The organism is Cohnella thailandensis, from assembly GCF_014212135.1.
GTDB lineage: Bacteria > Bacillota > Bacilli > Paenibacillales > Paenibacillaceae > Cohnella > Cohnella thailandensis.
The window spans coordinates 257862-278792 of the sequence record NZ_JACJVQ010000019.1 but is presented as its reverse complement, the minus strand read 5'-3'; the positions used below and the strand labels follow the sequence as shown (position 1 = coordinate 278792).

Annotated in this window: 18 protein-coding genes; 2 read left to right on the top strand and 16 right to left on the bottom strand. The window is 58.4% G+C overall.

Annotated features, from left to right (window positions below; genetic code table 11):
• Positions 1-29 precede the first annotated feature (29 nt).
• The 15 genes from H7B67_RS21980 to H7B67_RS21910 all read right to left on the bottom strand — a co-directional run bounded on the left by H7B67_RS21980 (position 30) and on the right by H7B67_RS21910 (position 15763).
• A complete protein-coding gene (locus H7B67_RS21980; RefSeq protein ID WP_185122008.1) occupies positions 30-1007 on the bottom strand; it encodes a substrate-binding domain-containing protein in 978 nt (325 codons plus the stop codon).
• The gene (locus H7B67_RS21975; RefSeq protein WP_185122007.1) at positions 1000-2757 is read right to left on the bottom strand and encodes a sensor histidine kinase; all 1758 of its coding nucleotides are present in this window, start codon (positions 2755-2757) and stop codon (positions 1000-1002) included. The genes H7B67_RS21980 and H7B67_RS21975 overlap by 8 nt, the downstream gene beginning before the upstream one ends.
• Positions 2754-4403 carry a response regulator gene (locus H7B67_RS21970; RefSeq protein ID WP_185122006.1) on the bottom strand — a complete coding sequence of 550 codons (1650 nt, stop codon included), beginning with the start codon at positions 4401-4403 and terminating at the stop codon, positions 2754-2756. Before H7B67_RS21970 ends, H7B67_RS21975 begins: the two co-directional genes overlap by 4 nt.
• A gap of 121 nt (positions 4404-4524) precedes the next feature.
• Positions 4525-5379: a formate/nitrite transporter family protein gene (locus H7B67_RS21965; protein WP_185122005.1), complete on the bottom strand. Its 855-nt coding sequence runs from the start codon at positions 5377-5379 to the stop codon at positions 4525-4527.
• Between the two features lie 9 nt (positions 5380-5388).
• Positions 5389-5907 carry a hemerythrin domain-containing protein gene (locus H7B67_RS21960; protein ID WP_185122004.1) on the bottom strand — a complete coding sequence of 173 codons (519 nt, stop codon included), beginning with the start codon at positions 5905-5907 and terminating at the stop codon, positions 5389-5391.
• 157 nt (positions 5908-6064) lie between these two features.
• Positions 6065-6892: a helix-turn-helix domain-containing protein gene (locus H7B67_RS21955; RefSeq protein WP_185122003.1), complete on the bottom strand. Its 828-nt coding sequence runs from the start codon at positions 6890-6892 to the stop codon at positions 6065-6067.
• A gap of 258 nt (positions 6893-7150) precedes the next feature.
• Complete coding sequence (locus H7B67_RS21950; RefSeq protein WP_185122002.1) at positions 7151-7915, bottom strand: DeoR/GlpR family DNA-binding transcription regulator; 765 nt, start codon at positions 7913-7915, stop codon at positions 7151-7153.
• A gap of 27 nt (positions 7916-7942) precedes the next feature.
• Entirely contained in the window at positions 7943-9421 is a 1479-nt protein-coding gene (locus H7B67_RS21945) for a rhamnulokinase (protein ID WP_185122001.1), read from the bottom strand.
• A 24-nt stretch (positions 9422-9445) separates the two neighbouring features.
• Positions 9446-10702, bottom strand: a complete 1257-nt coding sequence (gene rhaA, locus H7B67_RS21940) for an L-rhamnose isomerase (RefSeq protein WP_185122000.1) — start codon at positions 10700-10702, stop codon at positions 9446-9448.
• A 21-nt stretch (positions 10703-10723) separates the two neighbouring features.
• Positions 10724-11095 (bottom strand): sensory rhodopsin transducer, encoded by a 372-nt coding sequence (locus H7B67_RS21935; RefSeq protein WP_185121999.1) that lies wholly within the window; start codon positions 11093-11095, stop codon positions 10724-10726.
• A gap of 42 nt (positions 11096-11137) precedes the next feature.
• Positions 11138-13207, bottom strand: a complete 2070-nt coding sequence (locus H7B67_RS21930) for a bifunctional aldolase/short-chain dehydrogenase (protein ID WP_185121998.1) — start codon at positions 13205-13207, stop codon at positions 11138-11140.
• A gap of 161 nt (positions 13208-13368) precedes the next feature.
• Positions 13369-13863, bottom strand: a complete 495-nt coding sequence (locus tag H7B67_RS21925; protein WP_185121997.1) for a cysteine hydrolase family protein — start codon at positions 13861-13863, stop codon at positions 13369-13371.
• A complete protein-coding gene (locus H7B67_RS21920; protein WP_185121996.1) occupies positions 13860-14681 on the bottom strand; it encodes an AAC(3) family N-acetyltransferase in 822 nt (273 codons plus the stop codon). The genes H7B67_RS21925 and H7B67_RS21920 overlap by 4 nt, the downstream gene beginning before the upstream one ends.
• An 8-nt stretch (positions 14682-14689) precedes the next feature.
• The gene (locus H7B67_RS21915) at positions 14690-15250 is read right to left on the bottom strand and encodes a cyclase family protein (RefSeq protein ID WP_185121995.1); all 561 of its coding nucleotides are present in this window, start codon (positions 15248-15250) and stop codon (positions 14690-14692) included.
• A 21-nt stretch (positions 15251-15271) separates the two neighbouring features.
• Positions 15272-15763, bottom strand: coding sequence for a DinB family protein (locus tag H7B67_RS21910; RefSeq protein ID WP_185121994.1), 492 nt, complete (start codon positions 15761-15763; stop codon positions 15272-15274).
• Positions 15764-15955: 192 nt separating this feature from the next.
• Between H7B67_RS21910 and H7B67_RS21905 the strand changes: the two genes are divergently transcribed.
• Together H7B67_RS21905 and H7B67_RS21900 are read left to right on the top strand one after the other, a co-directional pair.
• On the top strand, positions 15956-17512 hold the full coding sequence (locus H7B67_RS21905) for an ABC-F family ATP-binding cassette domain-containing protein (protein WP_185121993.1): 1557 nt from the start codon (positions 15956-15958) through the stop codon (positions 17510-17512).
• A 195-nt stretch (positions 17513-17707) separates the two neighbouring features.
• Positions 17708-19327, top strand: a complete 1620-nt coding sequence (locus tag H7B67_RS21900; protein WP_185121992.1) for a catalase — start codon at positions 17708-17710, stop codon at positions 19325-19327.
• A gap of 68 nt (positions 19328-19395) precedes the next feature.
• Here the strand turns inward: H7B67_RS21900 and H7B67_RS21895 are convergent, their stop codons facing one another.
• Positions 19396-20835, bottom strand: a complete 1440-nt coding sequence (locus tag H7B67_RS21895) for a nicotinate phosphoribosyltransferase (RefSeq protein ID WP_185121991.1) — start codon at positions 20833-20835, stop codon at positions 19396-19398.
• Between the last annotated feature and the right edge of the window lie 96 nt (positions 20836-20931).

Sequence of the window (20931 nt, the reverse complement as noted above, 5' to 3'; positions counted from 1 at the left end):
CACTTTCATGAAAATCCTCATCACTTTGATCACTGAACGACGGGAAAAAGCAGCTTTTGATTTTTCATCCAGAACAGGTTGTCCTTGTCGATAATCGCCGTGTCCATCTCCGTCCGTTCCGGCAATCGGCGTCCCGACGCGGCTTCAATCGCCTGCTTGACGCCAAGATAACCCATGCTGAACGGATTCTGGACGACGAGCTTCTGGATATAGCCTTCCTGAAGCAGCTCGAGCAGCTCGGGCGAGCTGTCGAACCCGACCAGCTTGACCCCGCCGGCGATTCCCCGCCGCTTCAGCTCTCGGGCCGCCCCCTCCGATGCCGTCGCGTTTAAGGCGACGAGACCGTCCAGCCGGTTCTCGTCCAACAGCTCTCCGGCGGCTTGCTCGCAATCGCCTTCCCCGCAGGTCCGGAAATCGACGAGCTTTAAGCCGGCAGCCTGCTGAGCCGCTTTACGGGCTCCCGCCTCGCGCAGCTTGCCGTTGATGCCTCCGTTCGCGTACGCGAGAAGGCCGATATTGCCTTTCTCGCCGAGAAGCGCGTTGAGCTGCCGCACCGCTTCCCTTCCGGCCAGCTCGTTGTCGATGCCGATATACGTCTCCGTCTTGCCGGATGTCAGCAGGCTGTCGATCGCGATGACGGGGATCCTTTTTTTCTCCGCATCCGTCAGGAAGGGCCCGAATGCCGCATCCTCGTTGGCCGCCAGCACGATCGCATCGGGCTTCGACAGGAGCGCCTCTTCCGCCTGGCGGAGCTGACCGCCCGCGTCTCCTTCGCTTGACGGCGCTACTTGATTCAAGGAAATGCCGAACTCCCGGGCCGCCGCTTCCGCCCCTAGCGATACCGTGTGCCAATAGTCGCTTTGGCTGGAGCGAACGATCATCTGAACGCGGATTTCCTCCTGCTTCGTTTGACGAACGGGAGCCTCCCCGAACAGGGCCAAATACAGCAGAACGGCGGCCGCGGCGGCCAACGCCAGGCGAACCGCGTTCCCGTAGCTTCTATTCATGGCTCTCCCCCTTTCTTTGACCCTGCTCCTCCAAGATGGCCGGGAATCTCGCGGTCACCTTCGTTCCGGCTTCCGGCTCGCTCTCGAAGCTAAGCCCGTACGCCTGGCCAAAATACAGCCGGATTCTCTCCTGCACGTTCCGGACGCCGACGCCGGATCCCTTGGAACTGGTCGCGATTCCCGCGTTCACGAGCTTCAGCCTCTCTTCCGTCATCCCGATTCCGTTGTCTTCGACGACCATGACGATGTCGCCGTTCTCCAGCTTGGCCGAGACCGCGATATGTCCCTTATCGATCGAAGGCTCGATTCCGTGAACGATCGAATTCTCGATCAGGGGCTGCAGGATCAGCTTCAGCGTCAAATGCGTCAAGATGTCCTCCCGGACGTCGAAGGAGAAATCGAACTTGTTCTTAAAACGCACCTGCTGAATGATCAGGTAGTGGCGCGCGTGCTCCAGCTCGTCCGCGATCGGGATCAGGCTTTTGCCCTTGCCGATGCTGATTCGGAACAGCTTCGACAGCGAAGTAATCGTGGTGACGACCTCTTCGTTCTTGTTCTTCCCGACCATCCGGACGACCGTGTTCAAGGTGTTGTATAGAAAATGAGGGTTGATCTGCGCCTGCAGCGCTTCCAGCTCATGCTTGCGTTTGCTCTCCTGCTCGGCCACGATTTGCTCCATTAAGCCTTTGATCGTCCGGATCATCAGGTTGAACCGATCCGCCAGGCTTTTGATCTCCAGAGGCCCTTCCTCGTTCGCCACCGTATCGAATTCGCCCCTCTCCACGCTTCTCATCGACGCCTCGAGGCGTTTGATCGGCCGCGAGATGCGGCGGGACAATAAGCCCGACAGCAAGGCTATGATAATAACCACGGCGGCGATCAACTGGACCATCGAACGGTTCAAGGCGGAGCTGGTCGTGAGCGCCTCGCTCAGGTAAGAGACGCCGACGACCTTCCAGCCGACGTTGCCGATGGACTGCACGCTGACGAGCCGCTCCTCCTCTCCCGTCCGATCGATCGCGCTGCCGTACGTGTTTCGTAACGCCAGCTCCACGTTCTCCTGCTTCAGTCCCGCATAGATCAGCTGGAGCTGCGGATGATAGACGATGTTGCCGGCCGATTCGTCCAGCAAATAGATGTAGCCCTTCTTCCCGAGGCTGACCCGGTTCGACAGCTCGTCGATGCGATTGAAGTTGACGTCCATGAGCAGAACCCCGTTCGTCGGCTTTCCGTTCTTGACGAAGGAGATGCTCTTGCTCAGCGAGACGACCCAACGGTATTGCCTTAAGTAGAGATTCTGCACATGGGGCAGAGAAATCTTCAGGTGTCCGGGCGTATCCAGGGCGCTTCGGTACCAGCTTTCTTCGGTTATCCTAAGGGAAGGCTTCAAATCGACGTTCGGCAAATCCAGCTGAAGCCGGCCGGCGTCGTCGAACAGCGCGACGGAGACGATATCTGCGCGCGTCGACATCATCGCGTCCAGCTGCTCCAGCAAGGCGGGCGATTCGGCTCCGCCGCTGCGGCCGATCGCATGATGCATCATGCCGAAGACGTCGGAGATGCCTTGTATGTAAATCTCCAGATTATAGCTGACCTGATCGATGATCTGCTGGGAGTTGCGGTAGGCGTTCTCCTTCGCGGTCTCGGTAAAGCGGCCGTAGAGCGCCAAGCTGACGATGGCGATCATGAAGACGGCGAACGCGGCGAACGCCGCCGACAGAATCGCCTGAAGGCTCCGGCGCCGGATCATCCGGAGGTCTCCGGAAGTCCGGCGCGGTATTCCTTGGGGGTCTGTCCGGCGTATTTCTTGAAGCACAGGCCCAGATAATTCGGATCGGAGAAGCCGACCCTGTCGGCGATTTCGAACGTTTTGAGGTTGGTCGTCCGCAGCAGCTCCATCGTCTTCTCCATGCGAAGCTGCAGCAGATAAGCACCGAACGTCATCTGGGTTTCTTTTTTGAACAGGCCGCTGAAGTAACCCGCGCTGATATGCAGGTGCTCGCACACCTTCGCGATCGATAGCTCGCTGTCTTGGAAGTTGCTTCTCGCGTAGGCGATCGCCTCCTCCACGATCTGCTTGGAGGCCCTCTGGCGTCCGCTGGCGATGCGTCCCCGCAGCTTGACGCACAGATCGACGAACCAGGCTTTGGTCTCCTCGACGCTGTTCAGCTTCCGGTATTGATTAAGAAGGCTGACCCCTCCGCCGAACAGCTCGTCCGAGCCTCCCTGGATGTCTTTCGTCAGCTTAAGAATGGCCGTCACCATCTCGAGCATATAAACCTCGTAAACCTGAACGGAAGCTTGGATTCGAGCCAACTCGCCGAACAGGGCATCGATCGTCTCCCGCAGCTCCTCTTCGGAGCCGACTTTGACAGCCCTTGTCAAGCTTCGCTCCTTCGCTTCGTCGAACGTCAGCTTCTCTTCGATCGATTCCATATCGCCGATATAGATGATCCGTCCCGCGCCGACGATGCGGCGGTAATCCAGCGCGTCCAACGCGGCCTGATAGGAGCTCTTAAGGGAGCCGATGTCGCGAATAAGCGTTCCAACGCCAATCGCGATTGGAAGAGCCAGAAATTTCTCGATGCTCTGCAGGATTTCTTTTAACCCATCCTGGGTTTCTTCCATCGCTCTCGAGGCTTCCGAATGCGGGCTTACCGTCAGCAGGACAACCTGATCCTGGTGAATGAAAGCTCTCCCCAAACCCCTTTTGAACCATATCTCTTCGGCGACGTTGCTTACCGAGAACAGCATCAAATCGAGATCGTCGGCCAGCTTCGGCCGCCTCGCGCGATTTTCCCCGTTTTCCCCATCGTCGTTCTCTCTGGCCTGAACTCCGATAACGGACGCTATAAAGCTTCGGCCGTCCAGATTTACGCCATACTTCTCCGCTTTGTCCCGAATGGCTAGGCGTGATTGGCGGCGGGTAACGAGCGAGGAGAGAAACTTCTCCCTCAGGATCGGAAGGCTTATCCGATAATGCTCCTGCAGCAGCTCGACGTTGCTTCTTCTCTCGCGCTCCTCGTCCATGCGGCGTACGGTCTCGCGGATCGCGGCGATCAATTGATCGTCGGAGAACGGCTTCAGCAAGTAATCGTCCGCCTGGAGCTGAATCGCCTGCTTCGCGTATTCGAATTCGTCATGCCCGGACAGAATCACGATTCTCGTGAGAGGATAGGTCTTCTTCGCCCACTCGGCGAGCTCGAGGCCGTTCATGTAAGGCATGTTGATATCCGTAACGAGGACGTCGGGCTCCGTCTTCTCGAACATCTCCATCGCCTCTCTGCCGTTGCCGGCCGACCATACCCCGGAGAAGCCGCAGACGGTCCAATCGATCTCCTCCAGCAGCCCTTCCGTCACTTCCGGCTCGTCATCCACGATCAATAGCTTGTACATCTTACGCTCCTCGGGCAGTCAGAATTAGGTTTAGTATGTCTCTCCTTCGCCAAAGCAACAGCAAAAAACCGTCGAAGCATCGACGGCTGACGAAGGTGTCGCTTATTCGATTATCCCGGAATCAAGCCGGCTCTTTCTCCGTCTTAGCCGGTCCGTTCTTCGGTTTCGTCCTCGTTTCCGGACTCGAATGGGCGGTCCGGCTTCTCGAGGCTTGGCTCTCGGCGAACCAGTAGGCCGCTCCGACGAACAAGCCCCCGCCGACGATATTGCCCAGCGTCACGGGAACGAGATTGCGGGCAAGTCCGGCAATCGCGATCGTATCCGGATGAGGCAGCAGCAGCGCGAGAGAAAATGTGGTCATATTGGCGATGCTGTGCTCGAAGCCGGATGCCACGAACGCGCAGAGACACCCGACGATCGCAAGCATTCGGGCGGATTCGCTCTTCAGCTTGTAGGTGCACCAAACCGCCAGACAGACGAGCCAATTGCAGACGACCCCTCTCCAGAAAAGCTGCTCGAATGGGAGATGCATCTTTTTCCCGGCCAGAACAAACAATTGGTGCTCGTCCGCGATGCCCGCGAATACCCCCGATCGCCAGACGATCCAAGCGAACGCCGCCGCTCCCGCGAAGTTGCCGAGCCAGCACCAGAGCCAATTGCGGAGGGCGTCCTTCCAGCTCGTTCGATGAGCCAGAGCCCCGATCGAGAACACCATGTTGTTCCCGGTGAACAGCTCGGCGCCGGCGAACACGACCAAGATCAACCCTATTCCGAAAGAAACTCCCATGACAAGCGGCGTCCACGGCGAGTGAACGGTATATAACGGCGCGGAGACGGAGAACATCAGCACGACCGCCATGCCGATGTACGCTCCCGCCAGAGCCGCGGATATTCCGTACTTATACGGGCTGTCGTCCCATTTCTTTTTCTTCGCGAGCGCTTTGTCGACGATGGCTTCCAGTGCCGATGCGTCCATGGCGTCTGCCTAGTATCCGAACGAATTCGAACGGTCCGCGAACGCGACGAGAATCTCTTCTTCTTCTTTAAAGTGATTCTTGAGCACGGCGTAAGCTTGAAGAAGCTGCGAAGCCATCTGCATCGCGTCGGCATGCCCGACCGGAATCGGCTTCTCGTTCGCCAATCGAAGGAAGGCATCGATCCGTCGTTCGGCCTGGTCGTGCTCGTGCTCCATGATCGTGAATACTTCCATGTCGTTGCCGAAGTACCATGCCGCCATCGGAAACAGCTCCGTCTCCTCCCACTTCGAATGCTCGCTCAGCACTTTTTTGAACTCCATCACGGTAAAACGAAGCGTTCTAAGCTTATAATTCAGCAGATGCAGATCTTCTTCTTGCCGGATAGCGCAGGCTTTCTCATAAACTTCCTGCAAGGCTTCCTGCAGCAGAGCGTGCTCCTCTTTGAGGTGATCTATCGCCTCGTTCAGTCGGTTAAGCGGATGGTTGAGCTCTTGGGCCGAAGGTTCGTAAGGAACATGGACTGTCATGAGTATCCCTCCAATTGGTCTCTTAAGGCTGATTCAAGTGTAAGACAGATTTGGCCGAAAGTATGTGAAAACAATCACAAATAAGAAAAAAAGCAAGGAGCACGAACAAAAGCCGTTGTGCTCCCGTCATGCTCATTCCTAGTTCGGCTAGAATTCCTCAAGAAGACCGCTGCACCCACTCTCCCGATTCGCGATAGACGTCCGGGGCGTTGCCCGTGTACTTGCGGAACAGCTTGTGGAAAAGAGTCGGATCCGAATAGCCCACGCTGCGGGCGATCTCGCTGACCCGGCTGTCGCTCGTCGCCAGCAGCTCCTCGGCTTTCTTCATGCGCCTCTGCTCCAGATAGATCATCGGACGCACGCCGGTGTACCGGGTGAACATCTCGGTGAACGACTTCATCCCCATGCCGTGCAGGTTCGCCAGCTCCCTAAGCGTCAGCGGCTCGCGGAAGCGGTCGTTGATGAACTGGATCGACTGTTCCATGATGCTCTTGTCGACCTTCTTCTTCTCGACTCCCGTGTCGTTGCACACCTCGTGCAGGACGCTGTAGAACAGCTCCTTCGACCGGAAAGCGGACATCGGCCCCGGCAATCCCGCGACATGGTGCAGCTTGCGCAGCAGCTCGACGACCTTCCAGCCGTTGCTGATCGGAATCTCGAACGCGTCCTCGTTCAGTCGGCGAACTCCTCTTCCCGCGCCCGAACGCAGCGTATAGAAAATCAAGCAATATTCGTAATCGAGAGAACCGCTTCTCAGCACCGGCTTCAGCCCCGGTCCCCCGCTTATAATCGTATCGGAATGCAGGGTTCGGCTGCCTTCCTCCATCAACAGCTCCGCTTGCCCGCGCAGCGTGAACAGCAGGTACGAACCGTACGAGGGCGGAACCCGATTGCCGATCATCTCGCTCTCCGCGGGAACGATGTTTTTGAATACGCCCGTAATGGTGATGCTGCCTTCCGCGATCCGCTCCGCCCACTCTCTCATCTCGTCACATTCTCCTTTTTTCCCGTTTTTTTCATTTTAAATGATAATGATTATCACTGTCAAATGTATCGGGGAGAAAAGTTAACCTGCAGAGATTTGCGATAACCGCAAGACGGCGCCGGACAAGCTCCGGCCCATGCTTCACTTTCATATCGAAATGGAATTCATGGGTACTGGCTGGTCGGATGACCGTTTGGCTTTATCTTCGTAAAACCGAAATCGGAGCCAGGCACACGCCCGGCTCCGATCGCGAATCTTCTAAACTACGGTTACCGAAATTCCCAGCTCGCGCAATTGCGCGATCCGGGTCTCCTCCACCCTGCGGTCGGTGACGATCGCGTTCACGTCCGCGAGATCGGCGACGTGAGTGAACGCCTGAATGCCGAACTTGCTGGCGTCTGCGAGAACGATTACTTCATCCGCCATTCCGACCATCTTGTTCTTGATGCGGGCTTGCAGCTCGTTGGACTCGCTGAAGCCGCGCTCCAGATGCACGCCTTTGCACGACAGGAACGCTTTATCGACGTGATAAGCGTCAAGGGAGCGTTCCGCAAGCGGGCCGACGAACGAGAGCGAACGCTGGGCGAGAATGCCTCCGGTCGAGATGACCTCGATCTTCTCCTTGGCGGCCAGCTCCGTCGCGACCTTGATGGAATTCGTCAGTACGGTGAGCGGAATGTCCGGCATCGCCATGGCCATGTACCACGCCGTCGAGCTCGCGTCCAGCAGGATCCGGTCCTTCGGACGGATAAGCTTAATCGCCTCCTCGGCGATTCTGCGCTTCTCTTCGGCATGGGTGATCTCGCGTTCGGCATACGGAATCTCCGGCTGCTGCGGCTGATCCTTGACGCTGACGGCGCCGCCATGCGATCTGCGCAGCCGCCCGGCCATCTCCAGACGGTCCAGGTCGCGTCGGATCGTTTCTTCCGTGACCTGACACAGGGCGCTCAGCTCGGATACCCGGATGCTTCCCCTGTCGTTGACCAGCTGCACGATTTTCTCATAGCGTTCCGCGACTAACATGGAATTCCCTCATTTCCTGTATGGCTGTTAAGGCCTCTTCAAGGAGGTCACGGTCAGGAAGCGATCGTACGCATCCTGCCACCGCTCCGTATCGGCCGGTTCGTAAGCGTCCACCGGGAACGAATCGCGAATGACCTTGCGCGCCTCCCAGATGTCGGACAGCTCGCCGCCGGCGATCCATTGGACGGCCAGGTTGCCGATCGCGCTCCCTTCCGCCGGGCCGGCCCATACGGGCTTGCCGATCGCGTTCGCGGACCATTGGCAGAGCAGCTTGTTCTTGATGCCGCCGCCGACCATGTGGAGGCCGTTAAAGCTCTGGCCGGACAGCTGCTCCGTCAGCTCGAGCACGTAGCGGTATTTCAAGGCCAGGCTCTCCAGGATGCAGCGAACGATCGCTCCCGGACCCTCCGGCGCCTTCTGGCCGGTGCGCTCGCAGTACTTGCGAATCCGTCCCGGCATATCGCCCGGATGAAGGAACAGATCGTCATCCGGCTCGATGAACGCCGCCAGCGGCTCGGCGAGATTCGACATTCGTACTAATTCGGGGAACGAGTACGATTCTCCTGCCCGCTCCCACTCTCTCTGGCATTCGTTCAGGATCCACAGCCCCATGATGTTCTTCAGCAAGCGGAACGTGCCGTAGGCGCCGCCCTCGTTCGTGAAGTTCAGCTCGCGGGCTCGCTCGCTGATGACCGGCTGCTCGACTTCGGTGCCCATGAGGGACCATGTTCCGCAGCTCAGATACGCGAACGAACGATCCAGCGCAGGCACGGCGACGACGGCGGAGCCGGTGTCGTGCTCGGCGACGGCGTACACCGGAACCGAAGCGATGCCTAGCTCTTCCTTTAGCGACGTCCGCAGGGAGCCGACCCGTTGTCCCGGCTGCGCGACTGGACCGAATAGAGACTCCGACAAGCCTAGCTTGCCGAGGAGATCAGGGTCCCAGTTCCCCAGCTTCGGGTTGTACAGCTGGGTCGTCGTCGCGTTCGTGAACTCGTTATGCTGCTCGCCGGTCATGAAGTAACGAAGCAGATCGGGAATCATCAGGAACCGCTTCGCTTCCCGAAGCAGCGGAGAATTCGCTTGCTTCAAGGCGTACAGCTGGAAGATCGAGTTGAACGACAGGAACTGGATGCCGGTCCGCGAGAACACTTCCTCCGCGGGTAGCTCCGCGAACAGCTTCTCCATGATGCCGTCGGTGTGACGGTCCCGATAGTGATAAGGATTGCCGAGAAGCTCTCCGTTCGAACCGAGGAAGCCGAAGTCGACCGCCCAAGAGTCGATAGCCAGGCTCGACAGCTCTACTCCTTGATGCTTCGCCTTCAGCAAGCCTTGCTTCAGTTCGTGATAGAGACGAAGAATATCCCAATGGAGGCGATCGCCTACCTGAACGGGATCGTTGCCGAAGCGGTGGAGCTCCTCCGTCTCGATTCGGTTGTCGGTCAATCGGCCGAGCAGCGCCCTTCCGCTGCTCGCGCCGAGATCGTATGCGAGAATGCTCGCCATGGGAATCCCCCTTGCCCCTTGCGATTATCGCTTCAGCAGAACTTCTTGCTCGTAAGCTTTCACTTCGGCAAGCCAATCTTCGCGAACCGGGACGCCGGACTTCGCGCAGTAGTAATCCCATACGGCGCCGAACGGATAAGACTTGAACTCTTCCGTCAGGGCGAGACGGGTCGTGTAGTCTCCGGCCAGCTCGGCCTTCACGAGAGCATCGACCGGATCCAGCATGCCGCGAAGAAGCGCCTTGATCGTATTGCGCGTGCCGATGACCCAAGCCGCGACGCGGTTGATGCTGGCATCGAAGAAGTCGAGGCCGATATGGGTCTTGTCGAGAAGGTTGCCGCGCACGAGCTCCTTGCCGATGTCGAGCAGCTCGTCGTCCAGGATGACGACGTGGTCGCTGTCCCAGCGGACCGGACGGCTGACGTGGAGCAGGATGCCTTCCGCGAACAGGGAGATCGCGGACAGCTTGTTCGAGATCACTTCCGTCGGATGGAAGTGGCCGGCGTCGAGGCAGATCAGCTTGTTGTTCTGCAGGCCGTAGCCCATGTAGAATTCATGGGAACCGACGGTATACGCTTCCGCGCCGATGCCGAACAGCTTGCTCTCTACCGCATCCAGGTGGTGAGCCTTGTTCAGCTCCTCCGCGAACGCTTCGTCGAGGGATTCCTTCAGGCGCTTGCGCGGTCCGAGACGGTCGGCCGGAATGTCCTTGTAGCCGTCCGGAACCCAGACGTTCATGACGCTCGTCTGGCCGAGCTGTTCCCCGAAGGAGGCGCTGATGCGGCGGGACGCCTTGACATGGTCGATCCAGAAGCGGCGAATCTCCGCGTCCGGATGGCTCAGCGTCAGGCCGTCGCCGGACTTCTCGTGAGAGAAGCAGGTCGGGTTGAAGTCGAGGCCGAGGCCGTTCGCTTTCGCCCAGTCGACCCACTTCTGGAAGTGCTTCGGCTCCAGCTTGTCGAGGTCGACTCTCTCGTCCGTGTCCGCGTAGATTGCGTGCAGGTTGACCTTGTGCTTGCCCGGAATAAGCGAGAACGCTTTCTCCAGATCGGCGCGAAGCTCCTCCGGCGTTCTTGCGGCGCCCGGATAGTTGCCGGTGACGGAGATGCCGCCGGTCAGATCCTGGTCCTTGAACAGGAACCCCTTCACGTCGTCGCCTTGCCAGCAATGCATCGAGATTTTGATTTTGGCCAGCTGTTCCAGCGCCTGATCGACGTCGATGCCGTGTTCCGCGTATTGTTCCTTCGCAATCTCGTAATTGCGCAAAATTTTCTGATCCATGTTCCGAGCCCTCCTCGTTGGTTATCGTACCGGATAAGCGACGACCGACATGAGAGCGTTCTCAGCCTGGGTCGAGTCTAATCGGCTGTATTGCACAATGATCGGAATATCGCTTCGCACCTCGATAGCGTAGGGAACGCCGACCGGAATCGACGTTCCCTCCTTGTTCAGGGACGAAGTGCGGATATGCTTGGTGCGTCTGGGCGGCACGACGACGAGGATGTCCTCGATCGGCTCCCGATCCTCGAAGAATATCGTAAAGTTGATAAGAGCTTCCTCCGAAGATACGTTCAGGACGCACACGGATTCGTGGCTAAGCAGATTGCCGGAGCTGATCTCCGGAATGTACGCGTCCGGAATGATCCAATGCTTCTCTCCTTTAGCAGAGTGCACGTTCGTCCCTCCTTAAATGGATGTATACGCTTGGCCTGTGGCTTAGCGGGTGAATGCCGCCGGCACGCCGCCGTCGATCGTCAGCATGCAGCCCGTCGTCTTCGCGGACTTCGACGAAGCGAAGAAGGCGACGCCTTCCGCGATGTCGCGCGGGTAAATGTTGACGAGCAGCGTCGTGCGCTTGCGGTAGTACTCTTCCAACTGGTCCGGCTCGATGCCGTAAGCGGCCGCGCGCTCGTTGCGCCAGCTGCCGTTCCAGATCGCGGAGCCTTGCAAGATGGCGTCCGGAAGAACCGTGTTGACGCGGATGCCGAACTCTCCGCCTTCCGCCGCGATGCAGCGCGCGAGGTGAGCTTCAAGCGCCTTGGCGGCGCTGTAGGCCGTCGCGTTCTTACCGGCGTAAACGGAGTTCTTCGAGCCGATGAACACCATGCTGCCGCCGACCGCTTGCTGCTTCATAACCTTGAACGCTTCGCGGGCGACGAGGAAGTAGCCCGTGCCCAGCACGTTCATGTTCAGGTTCCATTCCTTCAGCGAAGTCTCGTCGAACGGGCTGGACGTCGCCAGGCCGGCGTTGTTGACGATGATGTCCACGCCGCCGTAGGTCAGCGCGGTTTCGGCGTAAGCGGCGACGACGGCCTCTTCGCTCGTTACGTCCATTTTAACGGCGATGGCGCGGTTCTCGCCATACTTCGCGTTGATTTCGTCGGCGACCTTCTGCGCGCCTTCGAGGTTAAGGTCGGCCAGAACGACGTGCGCTCCATCGGAGACCAGCCGGCGAGCCGTTTCGCTGCCGATGCCGCCCGCGCCGCCCGTGATGAAGGCAACCTGACGGGAGAATTCGGCTTCCGGCGGAGCCAGGGACAGCTTGTAGAGCTCCAGCGGCCAGTATTCGACGTTGTAGGATTCGTTCTCGCTGAGGGAGACGAAGTCGCCCAGAGCCGTCGCGCCGCGCATAACCGCGATAGCGCGGTGATAGAGAGCGCCGCTCACTTGCGAGTTCGCCCAGCTCTTGCCCGTGTTGATCATGCCGACGCCGGGGATCAGGATGACGCGGGGAGCCGCTTCGAACATGACGTCGCCTTCGTTCTTGTTGCGCTCGAAGTACGCCTTGTATTGCTCCTTATAGGCTTCGATGCTGTCTTTCAGAATTTTCTTCAGGCCTTCCACGTCGTCGGCGTTCGGAGTCCACTCCACGAACAGGGGAACGACCTTCGTATGAACGAGGTGATCCGGGCAAGCCGCGCCGACTTGGGACAGCTTCGGCGAGTTCTCGCCGCCGACGAACGCCAGAACGTCGTCCGCGTCGTCGAAGCTCAGGATCATCTTCTTCGCATCGCTGACCGCGCCGCGAACGGTCGGCATGACCGCGGCCGCGATGGAGCGGCGGACGTCGGCCGGAAGCGCCGCGTGGCGCACGCCGCCGAACAGCTTCGCTTCGTTCACGCGGGCTTCGATGAACGCTTCCGCTTCGCTGATGATCTTGATCGTCTGGGCGTAAGCCTCTTCGCTCGTTTCGCCCCAAGTGACCAGACCGTGCTTCTCCATCAGGACGAGCTCGGCCTTCGGGTTCGCGAGAACGCCTTCCGCGATCATCTTGGACAGCGTGAAGCCCGGACGAACGTAAGGAACCCATACGAAGCGGTCGCCGAAAATCTCCTTGGCCAGCTCCTTGCCGTTATGGGCGCAGCAGAGGCTGATAATCGAGTCCGGATGAGTGTGGTCGACATGCTTGAACGGAAGGAAGGCATGCAGCAGCGTCTCGATCGAAGCACGCGGATGCTTGGAGTCGATCATGCAGTTCGCCAGGTAAGCGACCATCTCTTCGTCCGACATCTCGCTTCTCTCGAACAACGGGCGAATGTCGTCCATGCGAAGGCCCGTGAAGTTGCCGGCCTTCATCGACGCAAGGTCGGAGCCGCTTCCCTTGACGAACATGACTTCGACGTCGCGGCCGCGGAAGTCCTTCACGACCGTCTTCGCGGAAGTGTTGCCGCCGCCCCAGTTGCAGACGCGGCGATCCGCGCCGATGATGTTGGAACGGTAGACGAGTTGATCGAGTCCGCTTTCGAATTGCGATGCCTTTGAAGAATCCCACAAGCTTTGTACCATGGTTCAAACCTCCGGATTGTTGGTTTTGTTTTTGTTTATGTGGCTATATTTCGGATTATAGCATCTTTGTTTTCTTTTGAATACGCCCATTTCAAACAAAAACAAAAATAAAATCCCTTCCGCACGTCTCCGTAACGGAAGGGAACAAAAGACAAAACCGATTACTTCCGCGAAGCCAAGATCGCCGAGAGAACGGGATACGAGACGACATGACGATCCCGGTAAACATCCTGAATCGCATCCTCGTATTCGCTGAGCAGCCCGTTCTGGAGCATGACGGCCTTGAATCCGCGTTCGATGGCCCCGTTGTAAGTCGCGAGAACGCAATATTGGGCGGCATATCCCGACAGGACGACCAAATCCGGCCCGTATTCCTTCAGCATCCGTTCAAGGTCCGTCTGCCAGAACGAGTTCGAGCTCAGCTTCTCGACGTGGCGATCCTCGGAAGAGACGACGATCTCCGGCACGATGTCGAGGCCTCCCTTGCCGTCGTCGGCTTCCTCGACATCGCGCACGTGAACGACCAGTTGTCCGTTCTGCCTCATCATGTTGGAGACGTGGTTGATATACTCGAACGGCCGCGCGACGTTCCGGTGCGATCTCAGTTCATTAATGAAAATATTTTGCACATCGATGATAAGAAAGGCGATTTTCATTCCGTATGTACTCCTCCGGTTCGTTCTTTTAACCATTCTGTCGCGAAGTCTACCCCTTCGCGAAGATCGAACAGCCTGGATTCCGCGACGCCGATGCTTCCTTTGGTTACGGGTCTCGCCTTCTCGAATTCCGCTCCGATCTCCTCGAAACGGTCGGTGTCGAAGGCGATCTCGCGGTATGCCTTCCACACCCGCTTCCCGTTCTCGAGGACCGGCGCCCCTTCGAGCGTCTCCGGCGGGTTCGGAATCCGGTTCTCCGCCAGATGAAAGGACGTATTGCTGTCGTAGCCGACGCCAAGGAGAAGCACTTGGGCGCCAAGCTCGTACAGCCGGGCAAGCGGAGAGCGCTCTCCCAGCGCATACTCCAGCGAATGCTCCCGGGTAATCCGCTCCGCGTTCTTGCCCCAAGCGGCGAAAGACAATGCCGGATGGTTGCTGCGAAGCGTTCCCTGCCACGTCCGGAAGCACTCCGGAATCGCCCCCATCCCCCGGGTCGGCGTGACTTGAGGGTCGAAGACCGGCATCGTGCCGCGGATCTCCTCCCACCAGCTCTCCGGCACCGGCGGCAGCTGCCACTTCGACGGTTCGGAGTAATCGCCCGAATGCGCCGGCATGACAAGCGTTCCCTCGGCCGTCAGGACGTCCATAAGCGCTTGAACGACCGCGACGGGACCGCCGCACACCCAGCCGATGCGGCTCAAAGAGGAATGGACGATCAGGGTTTGTCCTTCCTTTATCCCCAGCTGCCGCAGATCGTTCCCGAGCGAATCGCGGGTCATCAGCTTAGGGCTTCGCAGTATCGCTTGCTGTTCGAACATTTCGGCGATTATCCTCCCGTACTCTTTGATTCCGGCCCGCCGGTCTCGTTCTCGTCCAATACGGCGACCGCCCGGACGGGCGAACCGTCCCCGCCTTCGATCCGAAGCGGAAACCCGTAGAATTGAAAGTCCCTATTCTTGGGAAGCCGCTCAAGGCCCTGCAGGTCCGTGTAAGTGAGAATTCCCTTGCCGAGCAGTGCCCTCTCGAGCGGCTCCGACAGCTCTCCCCCGACGAACCTCGGCCGGCGCTCCGCCAGCTTGCCGAACAGTTCGATTCCCGCCGGCTCCGCGAAGAACAGCCCGATCCCCGCCGGCCACTCGCCTTCCGGATCGACGACGCGCGACACTCCGCAGAAACGTTCGAGCGGCAGCCGGTCCACGGACGCCCCCCCTTCGTGCATATGGGAAGGAGCATCCACATGGGTACCGCTGTGGGTTCCCATGGAGAGGCTCCTCACTTCCCAGCTATGCCGTTCATGCGTATGAACGATACGAATCCGCACCCGGGGATCGCCCGGATAAACCGGCATCCCATCCTTCAGCGGCGCGGACAGATCGATAAACCTCATGATAATTGACCTCTCAATCCCTCATTCGAACGAACGCCGAGCCGGCCAGGACTTTTGCATTTTCCTCAATTGGATAATCTGTCCCGTATGGTACGCATCGTGCAAAATAAGGCTGTTCACCCAGAGTCCGATCGGAGTGGACGGAATGCGGCGCTCGAAGTCTTTCTTGTCCATGTTCTCAAGCAGCCCTCGGATATCCAGATGCACCTTCTCCAGTCTCTGCAGCGTCTCTTGCCATGCGGCCTCGTCCTGAACCGGAACCCCGAACGTATCGTCGTTGCTGACTCCCTCCGGATATTCGGATTCTTCGCCGGTCAAGCGAAGATACAACCTCTCCTTGTAGAAGATGAGGTGTTGGACCGTCTCCCAGATCGTGTTTACTTTGCCGAATCGCGGACGCCAATTGGCCTGCTCCCATGTAATCCCGTTAAGAGCGTCTTTCAACGGCGGATACCAGTCTTCCTTCTCGTAGCAGCTATCCCATCCGTGAAGCAGCAATTCCATCTTGTTCATGAACGTTCCCCTCCCCATTGTTGCGGTACTGGTTCTGATCGACGCGTCCTGCTCTCCCAATTATACCCTTTAACCGGCCTATTCGGTAACCCCCCGCTTTCCCCGTTGAGTTCAAGCTCCTACTCGGACTATAATGAAGTGTCGAAAAGGCAATCCAAATCCAAACGAATACGGAAAAGGTGTCATCATTCCATGAGCATTCTAACGGTTACGAATTTAAGTCACGGCTTCGGCGACCGAGCTATCTTCAATAACGTCTCTTTCCGTCTCCTGAAGGGCGAGCACGTCGGACTCGTCGGGGCGAACGGCGAAGGCAAGTCCACCTTCATGAACATCGTCATGGGCAAGCTGGAGCCCGATGCCGGCAAGGTCGAATGGTCCAAGAAGGTTCGCGTCGGCTATCTGGATCAGCATTCCGTGCTCTCCAAGGGCATGACGATCCGCGACGTGCTGCGCGGCGCGTTCCAATACCTGATGGACGCGGAAGCCGAGATGAACGAGATGTACGACAAGATGGGCTCGGCGGATCCGGACGAGCTGGAACGTCTTCTGGAGGAGGTCGGCACGATTCAGGACCTTCTGAACAGCAACGACTTCTACATGATCGACGCGAAGGTCGAGGAAGTCGCGCGCGGGCTCGGCCTCGGCGATATCGGCCTTGACCGGGACGTCAACGATTTAAGCGGCGGCCAACGGACCAAGGTCCTTCTCGCCAAGCTGCTGCTCGAGAAGCCGGACATCCTTCTGCTCGACGAGCCTACGAACTACCTCGACGAGGTCCACATCGAGTGGCTGAAGCGTTATCTGCAGGAATACGAGAACGCGTTCATTCTGATCTCTCACGACATTCCGTTCCTGAACAGCGTCGTGAATCTGATCTATCATATGTACAACCAGGAGCTCAATCGCTATGTAGGCGACTACGACAACTTCGTGCAGCTTCACGAAGCGAAGCAGTCGCAGCTCGAGTCGGCCTACAAGCGCCAGCAGCAGGAGATCGCCGACCTGAAGGATTTCGTCGCGAGAAACAAGGCGCGGGTATCGACCCGCAACATGGCGATGTCCCGCCAGAAGAAGCTCGACAACATGGAGCTTATCGAGCTGGCGAAGGAGAAGCCGAAGCCGGAGTTCAATTTCAAGGAAGGCCGGACGCCGAGCCGCCTTATCTTCGAGACGAAGCAGCTCGTGATCGGCTATGACGAGCCCCTCTCCCGCCCTCTCGATCTGAAGATGGAGCGTGGACAGAAGGTCGCTCTCGTCGGCGCGAACGGCATCGGCAAAACGACGCTGCTGAAGAGCATCCTCGGCCTCATCCCCGCCCTGTCCGGTACGGTCGAGCGCGGAGACAACCAGCTCATCGGCTATTTCGAGCAAGAGGTCAAGGACGCGGGCGATCAGACTTGCATCGACGCGATCTGGAACGAGTTCCCCGCTCTCAGCCAATTCGAAGTGCGGGCCGCCCTCGCCAAGTGCGGCTTGACGACCAAGCACATCGAGAGCCGAATCTCTGTCCTTAGCGGCGGCGAGAAAGCCAAGGTTCGGCTGTGCAGGCTGATCAACCGCGAGTCGAACATCCTCGTGCTGGACGAACCGACGAACCACCTGGACGTCGATGCCAAGGATGAACTGAAGCGCGCGCTGAAGGCGTATAAAGGAAGCGTTCTGCTGATCAGCCACGAACCGGAGTTCTACCGCGACGTCGCGACCGACGTGTGGAATTGCGAGTCCTGGACGACGAAGGTGTTCTGATCTTGCGGCTAACGGCTGTCCCATTCGGGACAGCCGTTTTTATTTTCTCGGCGGGCGGCGTTGCGAAAGACATTGCGGAATCGCGTCGTGGAATCGCATCGTGGAATCAGTTGGAGTCGCGAATAATTTTTTCCAATCACGGCGACCCTACCCGAAGCGCAATGCCAAAATGCAGCGAAAGCAGGGATTCTTGTCATGGACACGACCAACAACCGCCCGACGAACAGCGAGGATGACGGCACGTTAACGAACCGGCAAGGCCATCCGATCACGAACAACCAGAACATCCGCACGGTGAGCAACCGCGGTCCGGCCACGCTCGAGAACTACGATTTTATCGAGAAAATCAGCCATTTCGACCGGGAGAAGGTACCGGAGCGAATCGTCCATGCCCGCGGCGCCGGCGCGCACGGGTACTTCGAAGCGTACGGCACGGTCGGCGACGAGCCGGTATCCAAATACACTCGAGCGAAGCTGTTCCAGCAGAAGGGCAAACAAACTCCCGTCTTCGTCCGCTTCTCGACGGTCGTTCACGGTCTGCACTCCCCGGAGACGGTCCGCGACCCGCGGGGATTCGCCGTCAAATTCTATACCGAGGACGGGAACTGGGACCTTGTCGGGAACAACCTGAAGATTTTCTTCATCCGCGACGCGATGAAATTCCCCGATATGATTCACGCCTTCCGGCCGGATCCCGTGACCAACATTCAGGATGCCCGCCGTTTCTTCGACTTCTGCGCGAATTCGCCCGAGTCCTTCCATATGGTGACGTTCGTTTACTCGCCATGGGGAATCCCGGCCAACTACCGCATGATGCAGGGCTCCGGAGTCAACACCTACAAATGGGTGAACGACGAGGGCCAAGCCGTTCTGGTCAAGTATCACTGGGAACCGAAGCAAGGCATCAAGAACTTGACGGTGAAGGAAGCGGAAGAAATCCAGGGCAAAAACTTCAGCCACGCGACCCAGGATTTGTACGAAGCGATCGAGCGCGGAGACTATCCGGAGTGGGAGCTGCTCGTTCAATTGATGCCCGACGGCCCGAACCCCGAGCTCGACTTCGACCCGCTCGACGACACGAAGCTGTGGCCGGAGGACAAGTTCCCTTGGCGGAAGGTCGGACGGATGGTGCTGAACAAAAATCCCGAGAACTTCTTCAACGAAGTGGAGCAGGTCGCCTTCGGAACGGGCGTGCTGGTGGACGGCCTGGACTTCTCCGACGACAAAATGCTGCAAGGACGGACGTTCTCTTATTCCGATACCCAGCGCTACCGCGTAGGCGCCAACTACCTGCAGCTTCCGATCAACGCGGCCAAGAAACGGGTCGCGACCAATCAGGAAGGCGGCCAATTGCGTTACTTCAATGACAAAGCACCCGGCCAGAACCTTCATATCAACTATGAGCCCTCCAGCATGGGCGGATTAAAAGAGGCTACTCAGACCGGCGCCGAGTATACGCCGCACGTGGACGGGAACCTGGTTCGCCAGTCCATCGACCGCCACGACAATACGAAGCAAGCCGGCGATACCTATCGCCACTTCGAACCATGGGAGAAGGACGAGCTGATCGGCAATCTCGTGAACGACCTCGCCGTCTGTCCGAAGGATATTCAGGATAAGATGATCGCTCTCGCCGAGCAAGCGGATGAAGAATACGGACGGCGCCTGAGGGAAGGCTTAGCCGGGAAAGGCCCCGGCCTACGCGTCGGCGATACGGAATTCGCCGAAGAGCTGCAGCATCCGCTGGGAGCGAAGCATACGCAAGAAGCGGTCCAGGACGCTATCGAGAAAGGCCGCGAGCAGGATCCCTATTAATCGGCATGCGTAAGGGGCATCTCCGTTGGATTGACGGTGATGCCCCTTTGCTTAGCCTGCCTCATCCTTTACTTATACCTCTCGATCAGATCCATCTTCAGCCGCCACGTCTTGGGGCTGAGCACGACGGGATAGTTCTCGGGGTTCAGCTTGCGAAGCACCTCCGGACGGAAGAGCTTCAGCTGCTCCGCATGATATTCCCGCAGCTCCTCCAGCGACGGCAGCTCGTGAACCGGTTCGCCCTCGCGGAAGATCGGCTTAAGCAGCGCCACGGCATCGTACTCCGTCGCCTTCCGGCGGATGTAAGGATGCACAGGATCGAACAGCTCCAGAGGCTCGCCGTTCTGAACATCCCTTTCGTCCGTCAGCGTCTCGTAATCCGCGATCGCGAATCCCGTCGACCGGTCGACGATGCGGTATACGTCCTTCGCGCCCGGAGTCGTGACCTTCTCCGGATTGCCCGAGATCTTGATGACGGGTTCCCTCTTCCCGTTCTTCTCCCGTTCCACGAGCTTATAAACGCCGCCAAGCGACGGTTGGTCCGACGCGGTAATGAGCTGCGTGCCGACTCCCCAGCTGTCGATCCGAGCTCCTTGGGCTTTCAGGTTCATGATGATGTTCTCGTCCAGGTCGTTCGAAGCGACGATCTTAACGTAGCGGAGACCGGCCTCGTCCAGCAAGCGGCGGGCTTCCTTCGAGAGGTAGGCGAGATCTCCGCTGTCCAGCCGGATCGCCTGCATTCGCTTGCCTCGCTTCTCCATCCGCTTCGCCACTTTAATGGCATTGGGAACTCCGCTCCCGATCGTATCGTACGTATCCACCAGCAGGCTAACCTGGTTCGGCAGAGCCTCCGCCAAACGCTCGAACGCCTGCTCCTCCGAATCGTGATGCTGAACCCAAGCATGGGCATGGGTGCCCGATGTCGGAATGCCGAACATCATTCCCGCCCGCAGATTGGAGGTCGAATTGAAGCCGGCGATGCAGGCGGCGCGCGCTCCCCATACGGCCGCATCGGCTTCCTGGGCGCGGCGGGTGCCGAACTCCATCAGCAGATCGGCGCCGGCCACCTGGCGAATGCGTGCCGCCTTGGTCGCGATGAGCGTCTGATAGTTGATGAAGTTCAGCAGCGCCGTCTCCAGCAGATGCGTCTCGAACACCGTGCCTTCGATTCGGACAAGCGGCTCGTTCGCGAAGACGATCGTTCCCTCTTCTACCGACCAGACGTTCCCGTTAAAACGATAGTATCGAAGCTTGTCCAGAAATTCGGGATCGTAATTCTCTTCTTGCTTGCTTAAATACGCGATGGTCTCCTCATCGAACCGGATCGAACGCACGTACTCGACGAAGCGCCGCAGCCCGGCGAACACGGCGAAGCCGTTGCCGAACGGCAGCTTGCGGAAGTAAGCCTCGAAGACGGCGCGATCTTGATCGGTCCCGTGAACCCAATGCGCGTACATCATATTGATCTCATACTTGTCGGTATGGAGAGTTAAGTTATCGTACCTCATAATTTCCTCCGCTCTTGTTGTACCCACCATAACCCATTTTGCGCTCATTTGCTACACAATGTATTAAAATGGAGATTTATTCGCGAAATACGGACA